The sequence below is a fragment of the Pseudomonas sp. GW822-FHT04C11 genome (assembly GCF_058800905.1).
Genome location: NZ_JBXAMS010000023.1, coordinates 1 through 22810, shown reverse-complemented (window position 1 = coordinate 22810; position 22810 = coordinate 1). Strand labels below are relative to the sequence as shown.

General features: G+C 58.2%; 27 protein-coding genes and 1 tRNA gene. 14 read left to right on the top strand and 14 right to left on the bottom strand.

The window, feature by feature from the left end:
- Window positions 1–21: 21 nt before the first annotated feature.
- A complete protein-coding gene (gene uvrB, locus AC1RJ3_RS27510; RefSeq protein ID WP_019692689.1) occupies window positions 22–2037 on the bottom strand; it encodes an excinuclease ABC subunit UvrB in 2016 nt (671 codons plus the stop codon).
- A 349-nt stretch (window positions 2038–2386) separates the two neighbouring features.
- Between uvrB and AC1RJ3_RS27505 the strand changes: the two genes are divergently transcribed.
- Together AC1RJ3_RS27505 and AC1RJ3_RS27500 are read left to right on the top strand one after the other, a co-directional pair.
- Window positions 2387–3583, top strand: coding sequence for an amino acid aminotransferase (locus tag AC1RJ3_RS27505; protein ID WP_103319199.1), 1197 nt, complete (start codon window positions 2387–2389; stop codon window positions 3581–3583).
- A 207-nt stretch (window positions 3584–3790) separates the two neighbouring features.
- Complete coding sequence (locus AC1RJ3_RS27500; protein ID WP_054596606.1) at window positions 3791–4000, top strand: hypothetical protein; 210 nt, start codon at window positions 3791–3793, stop codon at window positions 3998–4000.
- 6 nt (window positions 4001–4006) lie between these two features.
- Here AC1RJ3_RS27500 and AC1RJ3_RS27495 read toward each other — a convergent pair whose 3' ends face one another.
- A complete protein-coding gene (locus tag AC1RJ3_RS27495; RefSeq protein ID WP_095079262.1) occupies window positions 4007–4240 on the bottom strand; it encodes a hypothetical protein in 234 nt (77 codons plus the stop codon).
- A gap of 253 nt (window positions 4241–4493) precedes the next feature.
- Here AC1RJ3_RS27495 and AC1RJ3_RS27490 point away from each other — a divergent pair.
- Window positions 4494–4569: transfer RNA gene (locus tag AC1RJ3_RS27490), tRNA-Asn, on the top strand.
- A 111-nt stretch (window positions 4570–4680) separates the two neighbouring features.
- Here AC1RJ3_RS27490 and nadE read toward each other — a convergent pair.
- From nadE to AC1RJ3_RS27475, 3 genes are read right to left on the bottom strand one after another with little or no spacing between them, the layout of a single operon-like run.
- A complete protein-coding gene (gene nadE, locus AC1RJ3_RS27485) occupies window positions 4681–5511 on the bottom strand; it encodes an NAD(+) synthase (RefSeq protein WP_493081599.1) in 831 nt (276 codons plus the stop codon).
- 1 nt (window position 5512) lies between these two features.
- Window positions 5513–6742 (bottom strand): nicotinate phosphoribosyltransferase, encoded by a 1230-nt coding sequence (pncB, locus tag AC1RJ3_RS27480; protein WP_493081597.1) that lies wholly within the window; start codon window positions 6740–6742, stop codon window positions 5513–5515.
- 10 nt (window positions 6743–6752) lie between these two features.
- Window positions 6753–7400, bottom strand: coding sequence for an isochorismatase family protein (locus AC1RJ3_RS27475; RefSeq protein ID WP_347929528.1), 648 nt, complete (start codon window positions 7398–7400; stop codon window positions 6753–6755).
- A 189-nt stretch (window positions 7401–7589) separates the two neighbouring features.
- On the opposite strand from AC1RJ3_RS27475, the gene AC1RJ3_RS27470 reads away from it, so the two are divergent.
- From AC1RJ3_RS27470 to AC1RJ3_RS27460, 3 genes are read left to right on the top strand one after another with little or no spacing between them, the layout of a single operon-like run.
- Complete coding sequence (locus AC1RJ3_RS27470; RefSeq protein WP_054596601.1) at window positions 7590–8135, top strand: adenylyltransferase/cytidyltransferase family protein; 546 nt, start codon at window positions 7590–7592, stop codon at window positions 8133–8135.
- Window position 8136: 1 nt separating this feature from the next.
- The gene (locus AC1RJ3_RS27465) at window positions 8137–8844 is read left to right on the top strand and encodes an NUDIX hydrolase (protein WP_493081594.1); all 708 of its coding nucleotides are present in this window, start codon (window positions 8137–8139) and stop codon (window positions 8842–8844) included.
- 8 nt (window positions 8845–8852) lie between these two features.
- The gene (locus AC1RJ3_RS27460) at window positions 8853–9365 is read left to right on the top strand and encodes an NUDIX hydrolase (RefSeq protein ID WP_347929526.1); all 513 of its coding nucleotides are present in this window, start codon (window positions 8853–8855) and stop codon (window positions 9363–9365) included.
- 134 nt (window positions 9366–9499) lie between these two features.
- Here AC1RJ3_RS27460 and AC1RJ3_RS27455 read toward each other — a convergent pair whose 3' ends face one another.
- Window positions 9500–11020: a nucleobase:cation symporter-2 family protein gene (locus AC1RJ3_RS27455; RefSeq protein WP_103319213.1), complete on the bottom strand. Its 1521-nt coding sequence runs from the start codon at window positions 11018–11020 to the stop codon at window positions 9500–9502.
- A gap of 223 nt (window positions 11021–11243) precedes the next feature.
- On the opposite strand from AC1RJ3_RS27455, the gene AC1RJ3_RS27450 reads away from it, so the two are divergent.
- Window positions 11244–11525 (top strand): BrnT family toxin, encoded by a 282-nt coding sequence (locus tag AC1RJ3_RS27450; protein WP_103319215.1) that lies wholly within the window; start codon window positions 11244–11246, stop codon window positions 11523–11525.
- Between the two features lie 3 nt (window positions 11526–11528).
- Window positions 11529–11909, top strand: coding sequence for a BrnA antitoxin family protein (locus AC1RJ3_RS27445; protein ID WP_054596596.1), 381 nt, complete (start codon window positions 11529–11531; stop codon window positions 11907–11909).
- A gap of 8 nt (window positions 11910–11917) precedes the next feature.
- On the opposite strand, the gene AC1RJ3_RS27440 is transcribed toward AC1RJ3_RS27445, so the two are convergent.
- From AC1RJ3_RS27440 to AC1RJ3_RS27430, 3 genes are all read right to left on the bottom strand, one after another.
- Window positions 11918–12757: an arylamine N-acetyltransferase family protein gene (locus AC1RJ3_RS27440; protein ID WP_493081590.1), complete on the bottom strand. Its 840-nt coding sequence runs from the start codon at window positions 12755–12757 to the stop codon at window positions 11918–11920.
- A gap of 14 nt (window positions 12758–12771) precedes the next feature.
- Window positions 12772–13671, bottom strand: coding sequence for a class A beta-lactamase (gene bla, locus AC1RJ3_RS27435; protein WP_054596594.1), 900 nt, complete (start codon window positions 13669–13671; stop codon window positions 12772–12774).
- Between the two features lie 65 nt (window positions 13672–13736).
- A complete protein-coding gene (locus tag AC1RJ3_RS27430) occupies window positions 13737–15308 on the bottom strand; it encodes a sensor domain-containing diguanylate cyclase (protein WP_493081587.1) in 1572 nt (523 codons plus the stop codon).
- A gap of 209 nt (window positions 15309–15517) precedes the next feature.
- On the opposite strand from AC1RJ3_RS27430, the gene AC1RJ3_RS27425 reads away from it, so the two are divergent.
- Entirely contained in the window at window positions 15518–16054 is a 537-nt protein-coding gene (locus tag AC1RJ3_RS27425; RefSeq protein WP_493081584.1) for a demethoxyubiquinone hydroxylase family protein, read from the top strand.
- Between the two features lie 51 nt (window positions 16055–16105).
- Window positions 16106–16759: an HAD family hydrolase gene (locus tag AC1RJ3_RS27420; RefSeq protein WP_493081582.1), complete on the top strand. Its 654-nt coding sequence runs from the start codon at window positions 16106–16108 to the stop codon at window positions 16757–16759.
- A 98-nt stretch (window positions 16760–16857) separates the two neighbouring features.
- Here the strand turns inward: AC1RJ3_RS27420 and AC1RJ3_RS27415 are convergent, their stop codons facing one another.
- The 3 genes from AC1RJ3_RS27415 to AC1RJ3_RS27405 all read right to left on the bottom strand — a co-directional run bounded on the left by AC1RJ3_RS27415 (window position 16858) and on the right by AC1RJ3_RS27405 (window position 18816).
- A complete protein-coding gene (locus AC1RJ3_RS27415) occupies window positions 16858–17520 on the bottom strand; it encodes a ribonuclease T2 (protein WP_493081580.1) in 663 nt (220 codons plus the stop codon).
- Window positions 17521–17844: 324 nt separating this feature from the next.
- A complete protein-coding gene (locus AC1RJ3_RS27410) occupies window positions 17845–18417 on the bottom strand; it encodes a hypothetical protein (RefSeq protein WP_493081578.1) in 573 nt (190 codons plus the stop codon).
- Window positions 18418–18816 carry a hypothetical protein gene (locus AC1RJ3_RS27405; RefSeq protein ID WP_493081576.1) on the bottom strand — a complete coding sequence of 133 codons (399 nt, stop codon included), beginning with the start codon at window positions 18814–18816 and terminating at the stop codon, window positions 18418–18420.
- Between the two features lie 406 nt (window positions 18817–19222).
- Between AC1RJ3_RS27405 and AC1RJ3_RS27400 the strand changes: the two genes are divergently transcribed.
- The 4 genes from AC1RJ3_RS27400 (at window position 19223) to AC1RJ3_RS27385 (ending at window position 21450) form a co-directional block, all read left to right on the top strand.
- Window positions 19223–19711: a hypothetical protein gene (locus AC1RJ3_RS27400; RefSeq protein WP_493081574.1), complete on the top strand. Its 489-nt coding sequence runs from the start codon at window positions 19223–19225 to the stop codon at window positions 19709–19711.
- Between the two features lie 211 nt (window positions 19712–19922).
- Window positions 19923–20393: an arsenate reductase ArsC gene (locus tag AC1RJ3_RS27395; protein WP_493081572.1), complete on the top strand. Its 471-nt coding sequence runs from the start codon at window positions 19923–19925 to the stop codon at window positions 20391–20393.
- 13 nt (window positions 20394–20406) lie between these two features.
- Window positions 20407–21102 carry an arsenical resistance protein ArsH gene (gene arsH, locus AC1RJ3_RS27390; RefSeq protein WP_054596584.1) on the top strand — a complete coding sequence of 232 codons (696 nt, stop codon included), beginning with the start codon at window positions 20407–20409 and terminating at the stop codon, window positions 21100–21102.
- 219 nt (window positions 21103–21321) lie between these two features.
- On the top strand, window positions 21322–21450 hold the full coding sequence (locus AC1RJ3_RS27385; RefSeq protein ID WP_493081570.1) for a hypothetical protein: 129 nt from the start codon (window positions 21322–21324) through the stop codon (window positions 21448–21450).
- A gap of 334 nt (window positions 21451–21784) precedes the next feature.
- Here the strand turns inward: AC1RJ3_RS27385 and AC1RJ3_RS27380 are convergent, their stop codons facing one another.
- Together AC1RJ3_RS27380 and AC1RJ3_RS27375 are read right to left on the bottom strand one after the other, a co-directional pair.
- Complete coding sequence (locus AC1RJ3_RS27380) at window positions 21785–22045, bottom strand: hypothetical protein (protein ID WP_493081568.1); 261 nt, start codon at window positions 22043–22045, stop codon at window positions 21785–21787.
- Between the two features lie 35 nt (window positions 22046–22080).
- Entirely contained in the window at window positions 22081–22380 is a 300-nt protein-coding gene (locus tag AC1RJ3_RS27375) for a DUF6124 family protein (RefSeq protein ID WP_493081566.1), read from the bottom strand.
- Between the last annotated feature and the right edge of the window lie 430 nt (window positions 22381–22810).

Here is a 22810-nt window from a genome sequence, read left to right as displayed (position 1 = left end):
CACAGGGACCGCGCACGATCATCAGACAGTCAACAACCGCTCGCGCATCTTGGTGATTTCGTCGCGTGTCTGCGCGGCGGCTTCGAACTCCAGGTCGCGGGCGAGCTGGTACATCTTCTCTTCCAATTGACGAATGCGCTTGGCGATTTCGCTCGGCGAACGCAGCTCGTTTTCGTAGCGGGCACTTTCCTCGGCAGCCTTGGCCATGCCTTTGCGCTTCTTGCTGCGCGAGCCGGGCACGGTGGCGCCTTCCATGATGTCGGCAACGTCCTTGAACACGCCTTTGGGGGTGATGCCATTCGCCAGATTGAAAGCGATTTGCTTGTCGCGACGGCGCTCAGTCTCGCCAATTGCCCGTTCCATCGACCCGGTGATCCGGTCGGCATACAGAATTGCCCGGCCATTGAGGTTCCGCGCCGCGCGACCGATGGTCTGGATCAGCGAACGCTCGGAGCGCAAGAAACCTTCCTTGTCGGCATCGAGAATCGCCACCAGCGACACTTCCGGCATGTCCAGGCCTTCACGCAGCAGGTTGATCCCCACCAGCACATCGAAGGTGCCCAGACGCAAATCGCGGATGATCTCGACCCGCTCCACCGTATCGATGTCCGAGTGCAGATAACGCACCCGCACACCGTGGTCGGCGAGGTAGTCGGTCAAGTCTTCGGACATGCGCTTGGTCAACGTAGTGACCAACACCCGCTCCTCCAGCGCCACACGCTTGGTGATTTCCGAGAGCAAGTCGTCGACCTGAGTCAGTGCGGGACGAATCTCGATTTGCGGATCGACCAGACCGGTCGGCCGCACCAACTGCTCGATCACCCGACCGGCGTGTTCCGCCTCGTAGTTACCCGGGGTGGCCGAGACGAAGATCGTCTGCGGACTGATGCTTTCCCATTCATCAAAACGCATCGGCCGGTTGTCCAGCGCCGACGGCAGCCGGAAACCGTATTCGACCAGCGTCTCTTTACGCGAACGGTCGCCCTTATACATCGCACCGACCTGCGGCACGCTGACGTGGGATTCGTCGATCACCAGCAAGGCATCGGCGGGCAGATAGTCAAACAAGGTGGGAGGCGGCTCACCCGACTCTCGGCCCGAGAGGTAGCGCGAGTAGTTTTCGATACCGTTGCAGTAACCCAGTTCCAGAATCATCTCCAGGTCGAAACGGGTGCGCTGCTCCAGCCGCTGGGCCTCCACCAGTTTATTGTTGGAGCGCAGGTATTCCAGGCGCTCCTGCAGCTCGACCTTGATCCCTTCGATGGCTCCCAGCAGGGTTTCTCGCGGCGTTACATAGTGGCTTTTCGGATAGAAGGTGAAACGCGGCAGCTGGCGAATCACTTCGCCGGTGAGCGGATCGAAAGCGGAAATCTTCTCCACTTCATCATCGAAGAGCTCAATACGGATCGCTTCAAAATCGGATTCCGCCGGATGGATATCAATCACATCGCCGCGCACGCGGAAGGTCGCGCGAGCAAAATCCATGTCATTGCGGGTGTATTGCAGGTCAGCCAAACGGCGCAGCAAGGCGCGCTGATCGAGCTTGTCGCCACGATCGACGTGCAGGACCATTTTCAGATAGGTTTCCGGGCTGCCCAAACCGTAGATGCACGAGACCGTGGTGACGATGATCGCGTCCTTGCGCTCCAGCAACGCTTTGGTCGCCGACAGTCGCATCTGCTCGATGTGATCGTTGATCGAGGCGTCTTTCTCAATGAAGGTATCGGACGACGGCACGTAGGCTTCGGGCTGGTAGTAGTCGTAGTAGGAAACGAAGTACTCCACCGCGTTGTTCGGGAAGAACGCCTTGAACTCGCCATACAGTTGCGCCGCCAGCGTCTTGTTCGGCGCCAGCACCAGCGTCGGTCGCTGCACCTGGGCGATCACGTTGGCGATACTGAAGGTCTTGCCCGAACCGGTCACACCAAGCAACGTCTGGTGCGCCAGCCCGGCCTCGATGCCCTCGACCATCAGACGGATGGCTTCCGGCTGATCGCCGGCGGGCTCGAAGCGGGTGACTAGCTGGAATTCAGACATATCGTACCTATTGGTTTCCAAGGAGCGACGCACTCCGGCGCTGGCGGGCGCGCCAGAACGGTGAAGGTCGCTCACGACGAATGTCGCAGGGAAAAATCATGATAACCGTTGATGTGGTGCCGAATACCTCTAGTTTCAAGGTAAACGTCCTACATGCCCCTAAGCCATTGACATGACAATAAGGCTAACGAGCAAAAAATAATCCGAAAAAACCTGCCCGAAAAGCGGAAACGCCTGTCGCCGCGCCCGGTGTTGGCCTCTATACTAGCTCCCCGTTTGTGCACCGCTCTAGTGCATTCGGCTGGAGCGCTACACGTCCCTCCACATTCCATTCAGAGCCGCCGCAATAATGAGCCTCTTCTCCGCTGTCGAAATGGCACCACGCGATCCAATCCTGGGCCTCAACGAAGCATTCAACGCTGACACCCGTACCAATAAGGTCAACCTGGGGGTCGGTGTTTACTGCAACGAGGAGGGGCGAATTCCACTCCTGCGAGCCGTTGTCGAAGCCGAGACGATTCGCGCTGCTCAACACGCTTCCCGTGGCTACCTGCCGATCGACGGTATCGCCGCCTACGACCAGGCCGTGCAAAAGCTGCTGTTCGGTAAAGACTCGCCACTGCTTGCCGCTGGCCGGGTTGTCACCGCCCAGTCCGTCGGCGGTACCGGCGCACTGAAAATCGGCGCTGACTTCCTCAAGCAACTGCTGCCGAACGCCGTCGTTGCGATCAGCGACCCAAGCTGGGAAAACCACCGCGCGCTGTTCGAAACCGCCGGCTTCCCGGTTCAGAACTATCGCTACTACGACGCCGCGACTCACGACGTGAACCGCGCCGGCCTGCTGGAAGACCTGAACGCCCTGCCGGCTGGCTCCATCGTTGTGCTGCACGCCTGCTGCCACAACCCGACTGGCGTCGACCTGAGCCCGGCAGACTGGAACAACGTGCTGGACGTGATCAAGGCGAAAAACCACGTGCCGTTCCTCGACATGGCCTATCAGGGCTTTGGCGACGGTATCGACGAAGACGCCGCTGCCGTGCGCCTGTTCGCCGAGTCGGGCCTGAACTTCTTCGTTTCCAGCTCGTTCTCCAAATCGTTCTCGCTGTACGGTGAACGTGTTGGCGCACTGTCGATCGTCAGCGAATCGAAAGAAGAAAGCGCTCGCGTGCTGTCGCAAGTCAAACGCGTGATCCGCACCAACTACTCCAACCCGCCGACCCACGGTGCAGCGATCGTTGCGGCCGTACTGAACAGCCCTGAACTGCGCGCCCAATGGGAACAGGAACTGGCTGAAATGCGTCTGCGCATTCGCGGCATGCGCCAGCAGATGGTCGATCTGCTGGCGAAAAACGCGCCTCACCAGGACTTCAGCTTCGTCGGCCGTCAACGCGGCATGTTCTCGTACTCGGGCCTGACGGTTGAGCAAGTGACCCGTCTGCGTAACGAGTTCGGCATCTACGCCCTGGACACCGGCCGCATCTGCGTTGCCACGCTGAACCAGAGCAACATCGACGTAGTGACCAAGGCCATCGCTCAGGTGATCTAAGCCACACGCGCGATAGAAAAGGGGAAGCCGTTTGGCTTCCCCTTTTCGTTGGCGAGCAGATAATTCTGAATGCGCAGGCTATGGGCTCTAAACTGATACATCGGTGTCGACCTGAAAAGATCGTCCGAACGCGGCCCGAACCTGCGGCAGCTCCTACATCAGCGTGTACACCCGAGAAACCGCGCATTTCACCTATTGAGAGATCTTATGAAAAACGATGACTTACGCGCTGACCGCGATGACGACCTGGACCTGGACCGCTTTGTGCCACGCAACCAGACCAAACGCAGCAGCGGGCTGGTGTGGCAGGTTGCCTTGGGCGTATTTCTCGGTGGCCTGGCCCTGTGGCTGGTGCAACTGGCCGCCACGTCGCTGTACGCCAAGTTCCTGCTCGGCACCTTCACCTTCGGCGGTTAAGGCCGATCAGCCCGCCAGTTCGCTCGAACGCTGACTGGCGGCGTCGTCATAAGCCACATACAGCGATTCGGCAACCTGGCTTTTGATCGCCTTGGTGCTTTCCAGCCCCAGCACAAACCCTTCAGCCTTGCCGCCAGCGCGATTCAGCTCATCAGCGGTGCTCGCCTGAGTGATTGCATCGAAGAGTTTCTCGGCATGCGGCCCGACGCCTTTTGGCAGGCTGATCTGAGCAATGCTCATACGAACACCTCGCGCAGCATTGACGACGTGAGCAGTGGTTGGTGAGTCATGACGCGTACCTTTTCGGCTGAGGGCCGGCAGCGCGTGAAACCACTTCCGGGGGGCCATGGTAGACCTCCGCGACGATTCTGGTAACCGCCAATGGCTGACAACGCCCTCCTCGCCTGAAGAATCATCACCGCCCACCTGAAAATCTGCCATTCGAGCAATTGATGCTTGACTTGTCCTTTTTAATCAGTAACATACGGCGCATTCCGCGATAGCTCAGTTGGTAGAGCAAGTGACTGTTAATCACTGGGTCCCTGGTTCGAGTCCAGGTCGTGGAGCCAGACAGCACTATCGAAAAGCCCCTGAATCGAAAGATTCAGGGGCTTTTTTGTGGCTGATGGAAAATCAAAAGATCGTCCGAACACGGCCCGAACCTGCGGCAGCTTCAACATCTATGGCCGGGGGACACGAGGCAGTTCGCGTTTGTGAGCGGTTTTGATGTAGGCGCTTTCGATGATCTGCTGCGCCTGCTGCGACACCGCTTCGCCCATCAGATACGCATCGATTTCCTCGTAACTGCAACCATACGCCGCCTCATCCAGCTTGCCCGGTGCCAGGTCTTCCAGGTCGGCGGTCGGCGCCTTGCGCACCAGATGCGTCGGTGCGCCCAGGGCGTCGGCCAGCAACCGCACCTGGCTTTTGATCAACCCGGACAGCGGCGCCAGGTCGCAGGCGCCGTCGCCGAATTTGGTGAAGAAACCCATCAGCGCTTCCGCACCATGATCGGTGCCGACCACCAACCCGTTGCAGAAGTTGGCGATCGCGTATTGCGCCAGCATCCGCGCCCGAGCCTTGACGTTGCCTTTGGCAAAGTCGGTGAGTTCGGCCGAAGGCTGCAAGCCATCGATGGCGATATTGGCCATCAGGCCGTCGACACAGTCGGCGATGTTGCTGGTGGTGATCAGGTCCGGGCGGATGAAGTCCAGGGAGGCCTGGGCGTCACGCTCATCGGCCTGAGTCTTGTACGGCAGGCGCACGGCGATAAAGCGCGCCTCATGATCCTCGGCCCGCAACTGCTCCACCGCCAGCTGGCACAGGCGGCCGGCAGTCAGGGAGTCGACGCCGCCGCTGATACCGAGCACCAGGGCCTTGCAGCCCGACTCGCGCAGCACCTGTTTAATGAAATCGACACGACGGACGATTTCAGCGGCCTCGCCACCCTGGGCGAGTTGCCGGTCGATGCCCAGCTCCCGGGCAATGCGTTCTTGCCGTTGCATAGTCATATCAGGCCCCCAGTTGTGGATTGATCAGGCTGACGTTGAATACCTGGGCCGCGTAGCGCAGGAACGAGGCGTCTTCACAAACGTTCTTGATCGGGTCGTCGGAGAACTTCACCACCGGCTCGCCATGCACCCGCACCAGTTTCATGACGATGCTCAGCGGCTCGACGCCCTCGACATCGCAAGCCAGGCTGGTGCCCATGCCGAAACCGAATCTGGCCTTGCCACGCACATGGCGCAGGATTGGCAGGCACTTCTCGAAGTTCAGACCGTCGGAGAACATCAGGTCCTTGGTTCTTGGATCGATACCCAGTTCCTTGTAACGCCCCAGCACCTTGTCGGCCCAGACGATCGGGTCACCGGAATCCTGACGCAGGCCGTCATAGAGCTTGGCGAAGTACAGGTCGAAATCCTTGAGGAAGAAGTCGGTGCTGATGCAGTCGGTGAGCGCAATCCCCAGCCTGCCACGGTACTCATGCACCCAGTTTTCCAACGCAGCGTTCTGGCTCTCGCGCAACCGCCCGAGTTGCTGGTGGACCATTAGCCATTGGTGGGCCATGGTGCCAATCAGCGGCAGATCGAACTCGTAGGCCAGGTGAGCATTGCTGGTACCGACGAACACCCCGGGGAAGTCACTGCGCATGACGTTGACCACTTCGCGCTGGGCCCTGAACGACAGGCGCCGGCGGGTGGAGAAGTCCGAAACGCGAAACTCGGCGAGCTCTTCGCGGCTGGCGTTTTTTTCCAGCCATTCGAACTTCTGGTACAGCTTGCGGGTAACGTCGGCCAGCTCGACTTCCGGGTACTTCTCGCGGTTGCGCAGTTCACTGACCATCGCCAGCACCGGCTGCTCGAACATGATGCAGTGCAACATCGGGCCACGGACGCGGATGTGCAGTTGGCCGTCGACTTCCGACACGTGGATGTAGCGCAGGTTGAAGCGAAACAGACCGAGGAACTGTTCAAAGTCCGGTGTCAGGTATTCGCGGAAACGCTTATTGAACAGAAACCGCTGCTCACCTTCGCGCAACTGCAGGCCAGCGAGCTTCTCCAGCTCATCGCGAATGTCCGGGATCAGGTGCCCGAGCCGCTCTTTCGAGCGCACGATGAACTGGTATTCCACCTCGACGTTCGGGTGCTGGTGCAGCACCGCCTGCATCATGGTGAAGGTGTAGTAGTCGGTATCCAGGAGACTCTGGATGACGCCGTTGCTGCTATCGAATGCACTTTCCATGTTTTCTTCCTTATGCGCTTGCCAGACTGGCGGTTTCTTCGCGGGTCGCGGTCACCGAGATTCCCGCTTGTTGCATGTCTTGAATGGCTTGAGTGGCGCCCTCTTCACTGATGGCCCGGCAGGCCGGCAAGTGGATGATCACCTTGAAACCGGCAGCGGCCAGTTGCAGGGCGGTGGTCTTGACGCAGAAGTCCAGCGCCAGGCCTCCGACGATGACCCGCTTCACACCCTGGCTGTTCAGGAACTCGATCACGCCGGTGGAGAGCTTGCCGTGCAGGTCGTGGTAGCAGGCGCCGTAAGGGTGCAGGTCCGGCTCGACACCCTTCCAGACGAAGTAGTCGTAGTCGTACGGGGTCGGCAACTCGTCCAGCAAGGTGAAGCCTTCAGTGCCAGGGACACAGTGGCTGACCCAAGTGATATCGGCGTGTTCGAGGCCGGTCGACTGGAACATTTGCGAGTGCTCGGCCACCACCCACGGGGCCTGAGCCGTATGAGCGTCCTTGCTGCCGACACGCAGGCTGGCCAGGGTGGCCATGAAGTTCAGCTCGCTGCCGATCTGCTCGCCGCCCGCCACGGGCAGCTCATCAGGGCACAGCGGCGTGAAGCTCTTTTGCGCATCAACATCGAAGGAAGCGGTTTTCAGGGTCTGGCTGGTCATGTCGGGTCTCTCCTTTGCATGGATCAAAAAGTACACGTCATGTACTTTCGTTGCAATACCCAGCCATGAAAATATTTTTCCGCTAAGAAACCAGCTTATATGCGATATGCACAAGGGTAATGGGGGATGGTTTCGTCTGAACGGATTCAGTGATAAGGTACACGTCATGTACTAACAGGGAGATCAGCCATGTATGAAATAGCCCTCTACGGCGGCGCCTTCAACCCTCCTCACGCCGGGCACGCCCAGGTGATGATCGAAGCCTCATGCCAGGCCAGGCGTTTGCTGGTGGCCCCCAGCTTCAGGCACCCTTACGGCAAACGAATGGCCGACTATGAACTGCGCCTGAACTGGCTGGAATCGATCGTCGAGCACGTACAGCCGCTTTGCTGCGCGGAAGTGCGTGCCAGCCGGGTCGAACAGATCGTGGCGCGCGGCGTCGAAGGTCCGATCTACAGCTACACCCTGCTCGCTCATCTCGCCGACAGCCTGGCCATGGACGGTAAACAGATCGCCCTGGTGGTCGGCCAGGATGTGGCTGACCTGCTGCCAACCTTCTATCGCGGCCCGGAGTTGCTGGAGCGCTTTTCCATCATCTGCGTCGAGGAACAAATCCATGTGCGCAGTACGGTGCTGCGCGAACGGCTGGCCTTGGGCGAGTCGCTGCCCACCCACTGGATGGCACCCGGCATGGATCCGGTAAACTATGACCTCTACGCTGCCCACGGAAGCTGACATGCCAGACCGCATCCCCCCTCCAAGCGCTTACCTGCACACCATCGACCTTTGTGTGCTGCGCTATTGCCGGGAAACCCAGGCGCTGGAAATCCTCCTGAACCGACGCGAAACCGAACCGTTCGCCGGCCACTGGGCACTCCCCGGGATCGTGGTCAATGGCGGGGTCGAAGACCTCACGCTGAACGACGCCGTGGAGCGCCTGCGCGCCTCGAAAAAAGTCGGCATGCCGCTGGCCTGGATCGAGCAGGTCGGCACGGTCGGCGACGCGTTCCGCGATCCGCGTTGCTGGTCGTCGTCGACCTTCTACCTCGCCATCGTCAGCGATGCGGTCCAGCCGGCCGAACACCAGGGATTTTTCCCGCTCAAAGACGTGGCCGAAGCCTCGACCAGACTGCCCTTCGATCACAACAGCCTGGTGGCCTCGGTGCAGGAGCGCCTGTTCTCCAAGTCGTTGTACAGCAGCCTGCCGTTGATGTTCCTCGGCAACGAATTCAGCGCGCCTGAAGCGGTGAGCATATTCTCCCTGGTGCTTGAACGACCGGTGCTCAAGACCAGCATCCGCCAACGCCTGCTGAAGATGATCGAGGCCGGCTACCTGCAAGAGACCGGGCGCAAAAAAAGCGGCGACGGCGGCCGCCCGCAAGCCACGGTGGAAAACCTCAAACCCGCCAACCTCTACCTTTTCGATCGCTGCTTTCTGGAGTAATACCGCGCATGAAGCCTGTCACCGAATCCCAGTGCCTGCTGGAAACCCCATACTTCAACGTGGTCCGCGAGAACGGCTACTTCATCATCAAGGAAGCCCGGGCTATCAACGGCGTGGTGGCCGTACCGACCCTTGAAGACGGCCGGCTGATGCTGGTCAACCTCAAGCGCCGGGCCATTGGCGGGATGTCCATCGAGTTCCCGCGGGGCGCCATCGACGAGAACGAAACCGCCTGCGACGCGGCGGCCCGCGAGCTGCTGGAGGAAACGGGCTGGCAGGCGCTGAAGGTCAAGGAGTTGGGTTTGCTGCACAGCAACACATCGCTGATTGCCAGTGCGGTTGCGGTGTGCCAGGTCTACCTCGATACACAAGCCACCGACACAACCGATGGCGAGGTGGATGATCTTTTGTTCATCACCCGCCAGGAACTGATGGCCATGATCACCGCCGGCCAGATCACCGATGGCCACACGCTCTCGGCGGCAATGATGCTGATCGCCAGCGAGGCCAGTCGTCCCTAGCCCTCCACTGCGACTTGTCGACTGTCAGTCGGAATGCGCCATGCAAAAAGGGCAGAAGGGATGCGATCCCTTCTGCCCTTCTGTTTATCGATTGTGAGCGCGTCGTCGGTCAGGCGCCGCTCTGCACAGTGTCGTCAGACATGCTCACTGCTTTTGGCATGCTCCGCATGATGCTCCGTCGGGCCGTGGGATGAATCCACCACCACCGGGACTTCGTTACCGTCGCAGTCGTGCAGCTTGCCGCGACTGAAGTAATCCCCTTCGCGCAACGCCGCCAGATCCTGGAAACGCAAGGTCCGTTCGGTGCCGGCAGCAAAGACCGACTGCTGGTCCGAGTTACCGGTGGTGAAGTGGTTGAAGGTCAGGTTGAGTGCGATCGCCATGATCGCCGACGAGCTGATGCCGGAATGGAAGATGGTCGCAAACCAGCTAGGGAAGTGATCGTAGAAGTTGGGAGCGGCGATGGGGATCATGCCGAAGCCGATGGAAGTGGCGACGATGATCAGGTTCACGTTATTGCGGTAATCGACCTTGGACAGCGTACGTATACCACTCGCCGCCACGGTGCCAAACAGCACGATACCGGCACCACCGAGGACGGATGTCGGCACGGCGGCGATCACGCGCCCCATCACCGGTAACAGCCCGAGCACCACCAGGAACACCCCGCCGGTGGCCACCACATAGCGGCTCTTGATCCCGGTCACCGCCACCAGCCCGACGTTCTGAGCAAAGGCACTTTGGGTGAAGGAGCCAAAGATCGGCGCGATCATGCTCGACAGCATGTCAGCCCGCAGCCCATTGCCCAGACGCCTGGAATCAACCTTGGTGCCAATGATTTCACCGACCGCCAGAATGTCCGCAGAGGTTTCCACCAGCGTCACCATGATCACGATGCACATCGACAGAATCGCTGCGAAGTGGAAGGTCGGCATGCCGAAGTGGAACGGTGCCGGGAAGCCGAACATCGGTCCTTGTGTCACCGTCGAAAAGTCGGCCATGCCAAGGAACACCGCAATCACGGTACCGATCACCATGGCCAACAGGATCGACAAGCGGGAGATCGTGGCGCTGCCGATCTTGCTCAGCATCAGCACCAGTGCCAGCGTCAATGCCGCCAGCCCGATGTTCGCCATGCTGCCGAAGCTCTCCGCGTGGCTGTTACCGCCCATGGCCCAGCGCGCTGCCACCGGCATCAGCGTCAGGCCGATGGTGGTGATCACGATGCCGGTGACCAACGGCGGGAAGAACCTGGTAATTCGAGAAAACACCGGCGTGATCAGCAGCCCGATCAGCGAGGCGGCGACCACCGCCCCCAGAATCGACTGAAAACCACCCTCACCACCGCTGCCGACAATCGCCACCATGGTCGCGACACCCGAGAACGAAACGCCCTGAACCAGCGGCAACTGACAGCCGAAAAACGGTAATCCGAGGGTTTGCAGCAATGTCGCCAAGCCCCCCGCAAACAGTGACGCCGCAATCAACAAACCGATGTCGGCCGGAGAAAGCCCGGCCGCCTGGCCGATGATCAGTGGTACCGCAACGATACCGCCATACATGGTCAGAACGTGTTGCAGGCCGTAAGCCATATTCGCGCCGACCCCGAGGTTTTCATCCTCAGGCCGTTGGTGTGAAACAGAGGGCGTTTTCATCGTGAGGGGGTTCCCTGGTTTTTGTTATGCGCACACTGTATTCAATACTCAAGACAAATGTCTATAGAGTTGTATACAGTTTGCCGACCGGTATTTGCAGTCCCACATCAAAACCTTGAAATAGTTCTTCCCTCGGCCCCTCCCCCACGACGACTAACCTTCAAGTCTCTTCAGCGATCAACGGGTCACTCGCTGCCTTTTTTATACATATAAAGTATGCATAATGAAAGCGTTCGACATTCAGTACGACGAAGTAAAAAACGCTGCAAACAAAAGGAAGCACAAGGGCATCAGTCTCGCCGACACAGAACCGGTGTTCTACGACAACAATGCCCTGACGCTCCCGGACAGCGACCATGATGAGCAACGGTGGATCGTTATGGGTAAGGATGCTGTGGGCCGGGTACTGGTGGTTGTCTACACCTACCGCGATCCGAACTTCGTTCGAATCATTTCTGCTCGCATCGCCACCCACAATGAGCGCCGCCAATACCTGGAGGCTTGAACCATGAAAGAAGAATACGACTTCAGCAGCGCCAAACGTGGGCCGGTTGCCGCCAGTAAAGGCAAGACCCGCATCACCATCATGCTCGATGACGCCGTGATAGAGGCAGCACGCGAGCTCGCAGAGAGTGCGGGATATGGCTATCAGACCGTGATCAACAATACCTTGCGCCAAGCCTTGCTGAACGCAAAAGGTCAGGGTCCGACGCCTGCCTCCGCCATTGACGCAGGCATCAAACACCTGAAGAAGGGAATTACCGCTGCTGAACTGAAATCACTGGAGCAGACGTTGAGTGTGGCAGCCAGTGAAATCAACCGGATGCTCGAAGCCGAGCACAGCCCGAAGGCAAAACCCAAAGCGACTCGAACACTGAACCATGCCTGACGCAGCGCTCAGTCAGGTCTTTCGCTTGAGCCGACCAGCTGCGCCAGCACCTGCCTCAACTCTGGATGCTGCGGCACGCGAATATCGAACTCGCGCTCCAGCACCGCAATCACTTCATCAGCATTCGTGAGCTGCCGGCGCTCGCTCTCCTGGCCCATCCGGTGAATCGCATAACTACCGTTGTTGAGCGTGCGGCGCATCCCTGGCCCGGTGCGCGCCACCTTCAATTGCCCTCGAAACGGAGAGTCGGGGTGGGTCGAGACATACCAATTGCCGATCTGATAGTCGATGTCTGACTGAACCTGCAGATCGAACACGTACATCGGCCGCCACTCCCCCGCGACCTTCGCACGCAAAGCGTAGCTGCTGTCCTTGCGAACGATGCGGTACGGCTCATGGCCGGTCGGCTGCTCCTCTTCAGTATCAAGGCGCAGCGGCGCCGTGGGCACCATGCCGCCAAAGCCGACATCCGTGATGTAACGAACCCCGTCCAGGGTGACCAGGCTCAAGCGGTGAGTACGCGCGGTCAACGCGTCCTCGGGGCCACCCATCACCACCCGCCCGCTGATCCCTCGGGCTTCGAACCCCAGTTGCTGAAGCAGGGCGAGGAACATGTTGTTGAGCTCGTAACAGTAACCGCCTCGCCCCTCGTGCAGGACTTTGCGCTCGACCGAAGGCAGGTCGATGAGCACCGGAACCCACAACATCGTCGACAGGGTTTCAAAAGGGAACGTTGCGGTATGACGCGACTGCAACTCGCGAAGGGTGTCGAGCGTGGGCGACGGCGGCGTGTCATAACCGAGGCGTTTCAGGTAGAGGTCAACGTTCGATAGTTCAGCCTGAATCATCAATGGCTCCTTGCTCAGGACACGTGCGCCATCACCAAACGGGTGGCAGACGCCAGAACATCACGACGCGCTTCGGCGTCTTTTTGATGTTGGGTGAAGTAAACCGCGAGCACCACGGGTGCGCCTGTCTGTGGCCAAAGCACCGCCACATCGTTTGTGGTGCCGTAGTCGCCGCTACCGGTTTTATCGCCGACGATCCAACCCGTCGGTGTGCCGGCCCGAATGCTCGCATCGCCAGTGGTGTTGCCCTTGAGCCAGGTCACCAACTGCTCGCGCTGTGGCGTTGCCAACGCATCACCCAGCACCACTTTCTGCACGCTGGCGGCCATCGCTGCCGGTGTCGTGGTATCACGCTGATCTTCAGGAATGGCCGTATTCAACTCCGGCTCCTGGCGATCCAGCCGGAACGCCGGATCACCCAGGCCTTTGGCAAACAGGTTAACCGCTGCCACTCCACCTAACTCCTTGATCAACAAGTTGGCGGCAGTGTTATCGCTGTATTGCAACGTGGCGGCGCACAGCTGCGCGATGCTCATGCCCTGTTCCAGATTCTGTTTGGCGATGGGGGCGTAAGACAGCAGGTCGGCTTCAGCATAGGCAATATGCTTTTCCAGCAACCCCGGCTCAGCCATGCTTTTGTGCAACACCGCTGCGGCCAACATCAACTTGAAAGTACTGCAGAACGGAAAACGCTCACCGCCCCGATACTGAATCTCGTGACCATTGGCAGTGTTGATCAAGGCAACGCCCAATCGACCTTTCGCACTGTTCTCCAACTCGGCAAGTTTCTTGTACAACTCGGCCAGCGGTTTATCCGCAGCCGAAGCGTTAGCCCAGGCCGGAACGACCAGTGTGATCAATGGCAGTGTCAGACCTGCCTTCAACAATGAACGTCGCGAAGGTGAATACTTCATGTGGTGCCTCATAAAAAACAAACATTACAGGCGGGTCCACTGTGCAACCGCGCCCCGCCCTTTCATCAGACTTCTGGATGCACGACCACTTCAGGATTTCCTTCCATCGACATCACCACCGTGCGGTTTCGACCCAAGTTTTTCGCCTGATACAACGCCGCGTCTGCCCGCTCGATAAACATTCCGATGCTATCCCCGTCTTTGGGCACAAACGCATAACAGCCCAGGCTCACCGTCAGATGCCCCGAAGGCGCGCCTGAATGGATGATGTGCTTGTCCTTGAGACTGTGGCGGATCTGCTCGGCAATCGTAAAGGCGCCGTGAATGTCCGTGTCGGGCAACAGCACCGCAAACTCTTCACCGCCATAACGCACCGCCAGGTCGGATTTGCGCAGACAACAACTGTTTACCGCGCGCGCCACTTCCGCCAGGCACTGATCCCCCGCCACATGACCGTAGGCATCGTTGTAACGTTTGAAAAAATCGATATCGAGCATGATCAGGCTCAACGAACTCTGTTGGCGCGCACCCCGTGCAAATTCGATGTCCAGCGCCCGCTCGAACAGCCGACGATTCGCCAACCCGGTCAGGCTATCGTGAGTCGCGATCACTTCCAGCTGCTCTTGCGCAGTCCGCAAATCCGCCTCGATAAGCTCACCATTGCGAACCTGCAGCACAAATACCCAACCGAACAAACCCACACCGAGCACCACCAGGGCGACGACGACGCTGGATTGATAGGCGTTGGCGTACCAGCCCCGAAGAATCGTCTCCTTCGGGGTCGCCGCGGCAACCACCAGCGGGTAGGCGTCCAGCTGACGATAGCCATACAGCCGGATCACGTTATCCACCACCGAACGGATCATCCCATTGCCGAAACTGGCATGGGGCAGGTACTTCTGGAAAATATCCCCATGTGCCAGCGACTCGCCTATTCGCGCTTCCTCGAACGGTCGCCTGGCCAGCAGCGTACCGTCCGACAACGCCAGAAACATCGCGCCATTGTCATCGAGGCTGAAGCTCTTGAAGAACTGATCGAAGTACGACAGCTTGATCCCGGCCAGCAGCACGCCCTGGAACTCGCCATGCGGGTCGTTTATCCGCCGGGAAATCGGAATGATCCACTCGCCATTCTGCCGGCTACGAATCGCCGGCCCAATGTGCGCGAGCAAGGTAGGATTCTGCTGATGGAACTTGAAGTAGTCGCGATCGGCCACACCTCCGCGACGCGGCAAGTCATCAAACGATGTCACCACCCACTGGCCGTTTTTATCGAACAGAAACAGCCCGTGTAACTGCTCGAGCGCCTGCACCCGACGTGCGAAGATCTGTTGCAGCCGCGGGTTCTGCATTACGCCAAAACCCTCTGCCTGAATCCAGTCGACCAGGCTGGTCATCACCAGGTCCGCGCTCAGAAACGTGTCCTGCGCCTGCTGCGCCATCGCCCGCGTCAGGTTCGACGACGCCACCTCAGCCAACGACAAATCGTAGCGCCGGGACTGTTCCAGTTGCAGGTAAAGCAAACCACACAAACACAGGCAGACCGCTGCAACAAACATCATCGCAGCCTTGCGCAGCGGCAAGCGTTTAAGAGGGCCGCCGGGGGTGTAATGAGGGTCGTGAATGGGGGTAGGCAAAAGCGTCATCCTTGAAGGGTAAGGCATGAGCAAAAGCCCAGATCCCTTAATGGCGGGGGAGCTTAGCCTACAGGGGTGATGAGGAGCAATTGTGGTGCGAGTCATAACCCCGCTTCTTGTTTTCTCCTGTAATGTTCAACGCATTTGTTGATGCTCGTTTGAAACGCCAATGCTTCCCACCAAAACTGCCCTGTGAGTGTCCACGCTCGATGAAATATAAAGACAGCACGGCATCGCTGGACACCGCCAGAAAAATTCTCAAGGTGAACCACGCCGGGGAATTCGGCGCTATCAACATTTACCGATCGCAGATCTTTGTATCGCGCCTGCTACGCAAAGACTACGTGCCTCTTCTGGAAAGCTTCATGGAAGACGAAAAACGTCACATGAACCGGTTCTGGGAAGAGATACAGCGCCGCAACGGCATCAAGTGCAAGAGCTACTGGCTCTGCGGTGCCGGGGGCTGGCTCATGGGTTTTATCTCGGCACTGCTCGGCAAAAGCGGCGTCATGGCCTGCACCTGGGCCGTGGAATCGGTCGTGGTGAGCCATTTGAAAAACCAGCTCTCCTACCTTGAAAGCCGGAACGATCTGGCGGCCTATGAAACGGTCCAGTCGATTCTGGAAGATGAGGAGAACCACCGCGATACCGGCCGAATCGAAGGCGGCAGCGCGCTGTTGTATGGGCCGTTCAGATGGATAATCAGTTTGTTTACGGAGGGTGTCATTCGGTTTGGGATGCGGTAAAACAAGGGCTCCCTAAAACCGTCTACAGAAGCCAATCCATGGAGGAAAAGCATGAACACTCTGAACCGCCCCGCAACCATCGACACCGTTGTGTTCGACCTCGGTAACGTGCTGATTCGCTGGAACCCAAGGAACCTCTACCGAAAAATCTTCGGCGATGACATACAGGCCATGGAGACTTTTCTTTCCGAGGTCTGCCCTCCCGAGTGGAACGAGCGCCAGGACGCAGGCCGGTCGTGGCAGGAAGGGGTCGAGGAAGCCATCGCGCGGCATCCGTCGCAAGAGGCGCTGATTCGTGCGTACCACGAGCGCTGGGAAGAGACACTCGGCGGCGTACTGGAAGAGAGCGTGCAGATCCTCGATGAACTGCACGCCAAAGGCGTCCGCCTGCTGGCCCTGACCAACTGGTCTGCCGAAACCTTCCCGATTGCCCTTCAGCGTTTTCCCTTTCTGCAGACATTCGAGGGCATTCTGGTGTCTGGCGAAGAAGGCCTCATCAAGCCCGACCCGGCGATCTTCCAGCTACTGAAATCTCGCTACCGGTTCGAAGGTCACCATGCGGTGTTTATCGATGATCACGCGCCGAACATCGCAGGTGCACGTCAGGAAGGCTTCAATGCGCTGCAGTTCACCAATGCCGCGCAACTGCGCAAAGACCTGGCAGCGCTGGGGTTGCCGGTGCAGGCACTGAGCGAGCCGGCATAACGAACCGACAAGCAACACATTTACAAGGCAACGAACACACAAAAATGGGCGACCGAAGTCGCCCATTTTTTATGCCAATAAATCGACAACGATCCCCATCAACGCATTGGCGGAACCCGAATATCACCTGCTCGACACTGACTTTTCACGCCCTTGCCGCAAGACCCGAACGACAAGTCCTTACCCAGGCACACGCGCACTTCCGACAACTCGGGTCCGTTGCAGACAATCGCGATGCCATTCTCTGGAATCCCGGGATTGCTCTGACGGAACATCTGCGCAATTTCCTGCGCCGGGAAGTAGATCTCGGTGCTCAAGGGCTTCAGCTTATCCGGGATTTTCACCGTGCCAACCGCCTTGTCCGCCATATCCAGATAACCCGAGGCACCAAGACCGCTGCAGGTGCCGTGCTTGGACCATTCATGCTGAAGCAATTTTGGCGTCACAAACAGCGTCAGCCCTTGTTTTTGCTCCGCTGGCGACAACGGCACCATCGGCGGACACGACTCCGGCCAACCGCCCTTGGCGTACTGCGGCCAGAGACCGTGAAGGACAAAGCCATAGCCTTTGCCCGAGCATTGCGGGTTGTTCTGATGAGTCAGGCAAAACGTCGGCGACCAGGACAGCGTCAGCAGGTAGTAATCAAACACCCCCACCACCGACTCGGTCTGCTGCTTATCGCGATGGGACCGAGCGTCGCTCATGCCGACGCCGCCAATCGTCAGCGCAAAGAGCGCAACCAGTGCATACAGTTTTTTCATTAACCCTCTCCCCGGAGGCGAATCGGTTGGTTGCCTCATTGTCGAGCTGACGTTTAATGCCAGCACGATTCTGCTCACACGGACATTTCAACCACCTGTTGCTCACAACAGGTTGTACATGCCGCGCCTATAGAAAAGCACAATGCGGTGAATTCGGTAGGATACTTAACGCAACGAAGAGTAACGCAACTGCCATGGCGGCATGGGAAATACGGCACATAAAGGACCGGCCACTCCTGACTTACAGACATGAGTGACCGGCCCCTTTTCCTTATGGCGTGTACGCCATTAAGTGTTCAGGTGTATGAAATCACCGGGGCAATATTAACTCTCATTGCCCAATGCCTGTTGCCTGGCATTTTTTTCATTCATACGTTCTGGCGTTGCATTGAGTTCCAGATCGAACTGCCGCTGTACCGCATCTTGATCGTAGAAACATCCAACCCAGTAGTTATCCGGCTCGCCAGTCGACATCGCCTGGAGCGTTCGGTCGTCCATGACCTTACGGTAATCGTTGGCCTCACCGCCGCTGCCGGTATTCACCAGTTGCAACTGCTGAGCGGTTGTCCGGATATCCACACTGGGTTGAGTCGACGGCACCCGTAGGTAAAAACTGCGATGGTCGTTCATCACCGCCACCGACGAACTCACGTTACCAAAGGACAGCGCAGGTTCGATGGTCCAGGCCAGACCGCCCCACGGTTCGAACTCCGACGCTGCGGTCAGCGTCAGCTCTTTGCGTTCAACCAGACCGTTGAAGACCACAACGTCTTGCAAAGAGGCCGTGCAGTGCGTCAAACGCTCGATCAAATCCCGCTGATCCAGCGGCTGAGCGTTTACGGCCAGGCTTGCGAAGGCGGTGAACGCCAACACTGCCCAAGAGGATTGAACACGCACTTAAGGCTTGAACACGCAGTCAGTCAGGGCCATGTATTCCGACCCCATCGTCATCGCCAGTACGCACACCGCTTTAAACTCGGTACCGACCTCCATCGCGTCCATCTTGTTCGACTCGTCCGCGTCAAAACCCGTCAGTCTTGCCAGTACTTCATCAGAGTCGGCAAGACCGGCCTCCATCACGGCTTCGCCGGAGAAGTTCTTTGAAACGCCGAGAACGCTGCCGGAAATCAGAATCTCTTTCTTGAACTGCGGCATGTTCATGGAGGACTGATTGTGCTCAAGGTAGCTGTCATACAACTCCCCCAAGTCAACCTTCTCAGGAGCCGAGGCACAGGCGAGGCTCGCCACCAATACCAACCCGAGGGACGCGATGGATTTCACACTTTGCTTGATCATATTTAAAGTTTCACACGTATGTTAACCGATGAGATCGGTAGGCCAGATATCATTCCTTGAGCTGAATACGAGTTACGCTATCCAGTGACTCACTAACATCAACAACTCCGATTGCTACTCTATCGATAGGTATAAATAGAACAGACACCTGCAAAGTACGCAGTAACTTTCAATCGAGTGTTAGTTCGGCTCTCGAAAAGTCGAGCGCGGAGCTTACAGGACAACAGCAGTACCCTTCAACCAAGCTTCCGACTGGAAAACAGGACAATAGCCACAGCTTCCCGCCGTAAAAACACAGTCCAATTGCGCTTTTTTCTCTAAGCTTTTTTCGGTCTGGTCATCGCATGCCCAGGTGAAGTACCTTGGTGTGGCATCGCTAAAATTCACACCACGATAGGGAATCGGAATGAGTAAGGCAGATGAGCTCGCTGTAAAACTGAAACAGAAACAACAAACCCGTGCGGACGCGGAAGCCTGCGCGGATACGGCAATTGAGCATTGGCCGATGCAGGTCTATGCGATGTACCACCAGCTTGAAGCATGGCTGGAGCCACTGACCGAAGCTGGCTTGAACATTCGTCGCATCCCCACACACGTTATCGAAAACCTCCCCTCCGGCGAGACCTTCAACTATGCCATCGACAAACTGTTGATCGAGGGCAACCACCACAGCATCACCCTCGACCCCATCGCGCGCTTCGTCATTGGCAGCATGGGCCGTGTCGATATCCTCTCCAAAGGCCAAGAGCGGTATTTGCGCCGGACCGAGACCGAACACGGTGAAGCCTATTGGCAGATACAGACAATCCCACGCAGCGGACAACCGCAACCAGACCCGGTCAAGCTCGATGAGGACAACTTTCTCTCGGTGATACAGGAAGGTCTGGAGCTCTAAAGCAGAGCGCCACGCAGGGAAGCATTGCGGTGCGTCACCCTTCCCTGCCGATCCCGAAAAAATGGGCGACCCGATGCGGTCGCCCATTTTCGTTTCGGTCAAGAAATCTACTCCCTGATGTCACTCACCGCGCTTTACCTGATATCCGACAATCCGTATATTCGCCAAACCATATATCCCCCCCCCGGCCCGGCGCCCTACGGAGTAACCGATGAAAGTCCTGTTCATGTGCACGGCCAACAGCTGCCGCAGCATCCTGTCCGAAGCCATGTTCAACCACCTCGCACCGGCAGGTTTCGAGGCGGTGAGCGCCGGCAGCTTTCCCAAAGGCCAGGTGCTGCCGCGCAGCCTGACCACCTTGCGGGACGCCGGCATTGCCACTGACGGGCTGAGCAGCAAGGGCAACGACGCCTTTGCAGACAGCCCGCCAGACATCGTCATCACCGTGTGCGACAAGGCCGCCGGTGAAACTTGCCCGGTGTATTTCGGCCCCGCACTCAAGGCGCATTGGGGGCTTGAAGACCCGTCCGACGTCAGCGGTAGCGAAGAACAAATCACCGCCGCCTTCAACGCCACACTGGCGACCATCGAAACCCGTTGCCGCGCTTTCCTCCAGTTGCCCTTCGAACGCCTCGACGCCGCTGCACTCCAGCGCGAACTCGAGCGCATCGCCACCCTTTAGCCTGGAGCGCCGCATGAACGATCAACTGCCAAACCTCGACACGCTGCTTTCCGACACCCTGCACCACGCCGCGGTCGACAACCCCAAGCCACGCATATTGCTGCTCTATGGTTCGACCCGCCCGCGCTCGTTCAGCCGCCTGCTGGTGGAAGAAGCGGCCCGGTTGCTGGAACACTTCGGCGCCGAAACGCGGATCTTCAACCCGTCCGGCCTGCCGCTGCCGGACGATGCGCCCAGCGACCACCCGAAAGTCCAGGAGCTGCTGACACTGATGCAGTGGTCCGAAGGCCAGGTGTGGTGCTCACCGGAACGCCACGGCTCGATGTCCGCCGTGTTCAAGGCGCAAATAGACTGGGTGCCGCTGGCGATGGGCGCCGTACGCCCGACCCAAGGCAAAACCCTGGCCGTGATGCAGGTCTCGGGCGGCTCGCAGTCGTTCAACACCGTCAACCAACTGCGCGTGCTGGGGCGCTGGATGCGCATGTTCACCATCCCCAACCAGTCCTCCGTGCCGAAGGCCTTCTTGGAGTTCGACGACCAGAACCGCATGAAACCCTCCGCGCTCTACGACCGCGTGGTCGACGTGATGGAAGAACTGCTGAAATTCACCCTCCTGCTACGCGACCGCCCCGACCTCGTCGACCGCTATTCGGAGCGCAAGGAAAGCGCGGAGGAACTGAGCAAGCGGGTTAATCAGCGTTCGATATAAAGCCTCGAAATAAATAAGGAGCGACCGCAATGGCCGCTCCTGCATATTTTCTACAACTTCTGTAACACTTTAATTATTCGCACTCCCTTCGATCACATTCTTTTACATCTGAGGTACATATTCTTAACAAATGCATTCCCTTCATTGATTAGCATGGACAAACCTTATGCGAATTCAGGGACGTCGCTATTCCAACGGATGCCTTATGAAGGAAAGCAAATGCCTACTGAACAAATCATAATTCTTGTTGCCGTTACAATCATTGGCCTTGTATGGGCGGCCAGAAGAGATTTAAAAAACCGGAAGAAAGAACAGGCCACGAAAGAGGCTAGTGAGAGCGTAGATTGACTGCTGGTTACTTTCAAAAACAAGTGGGCAGATAAAGTTGGTTATTATAAAAAATCAACCTGCCCCCACTGACTGCACCGATAGCTATCTACACAAAGCTGAAACACGGAAAACGACTACGTCCGTAGCAGCTGCCGAGCCCGCGAGGCTGCGTTCGAGGACAAAGTCCTCGCAAATCCTGAGTACGCGGTTGGCGTGAAGGAACGCGTTTCCTGATTCACCACCGCCTCATCCGAACACAACCCAGGCCTGACGCAGCCTCGCAGGCTCGACAGCTGCTACAGGACGGGACAACCCAACCAAAAAGGGGCAACCTCACGGCTACCCCATTGCTTTACCTCCGCAACCGCCGCCCAACCACATCCATCAAATCACACCCATCGCGCAGCGGAATCACCAACACCCGCGCAAAGTCCCGCAACAGCAACGCATCACGGCCAAGCCCCTCGCCCAAGGAAAGCGTTTCCAGCAATTGCGTCACGCTGCGAATGCGGTACGCCGCCGTGTCGTGCAGTACATCGATCGGCGCTTCGGTATCGATCAGCAGCGACGCAATTGTGCAGTCGATGCCGGTGATCGGCATGTATCGAGTCATGACAGAACCTCCAGTGAATGAACCAGCGTGAGCACTCAGTGACGAGCAGCGAACGAAATCCCGGACGCCAAGTCCGGCGTATCGAAGTGCTCCAGTGCGCGATTCACCAACAACTCGCTGAGTACCACCAGTTGCTGCATGGCCAAGGCCACATGGCGGCGCGAACCTTCGAGTTCGAAGGCCAGGTCGGTGGTCATGGCGTTCAGGGATGCCAGGGTTTCGGAGGCGTGGATTAGCAAGGTTTCGGTGTCGATGTTGGGGGCGATGGTGAAGATGTGGGTGGTGGGATCAGAAACCGCTGCGGTTTCGGGGGGATTGGGGGTGATCTTTTTCATGAGTGAAGCTCCTTTAGCAATTCAGTGAACCGCCAATCTCACTTCCACATGAGGGTGGCAGCTGTACGCAGGTGTGGAAGACCGGGGCTAAAGGAACCCGGCGCACTCGGGAGTGCCCCGCGCACAGCCGCCATAACACGACAATGTTGGCATAAAAAAACGCCGACATGTGTTTATGGGCGCTTGGGCGCCTTTAGCTATAGAACGGACTTCCACATCCGGCCGCTGATTTTGCAGCGACTGGGGAAGGCTATATGGGGAGGTGAATGGCGGTAAAGCGGCTGAAACCGATGCGGGTTGAAGGAAACGTCCGATGCTGGTGTGGTGTGTTGGACGCTGGATTCAATCGTAAAGGGACTGTCAGATATTTTGTGTGCGGGCCGGTAACGGCCTGCCGTCAGGCAGGCCGTGCTTTTACCAGGTCGGCCTG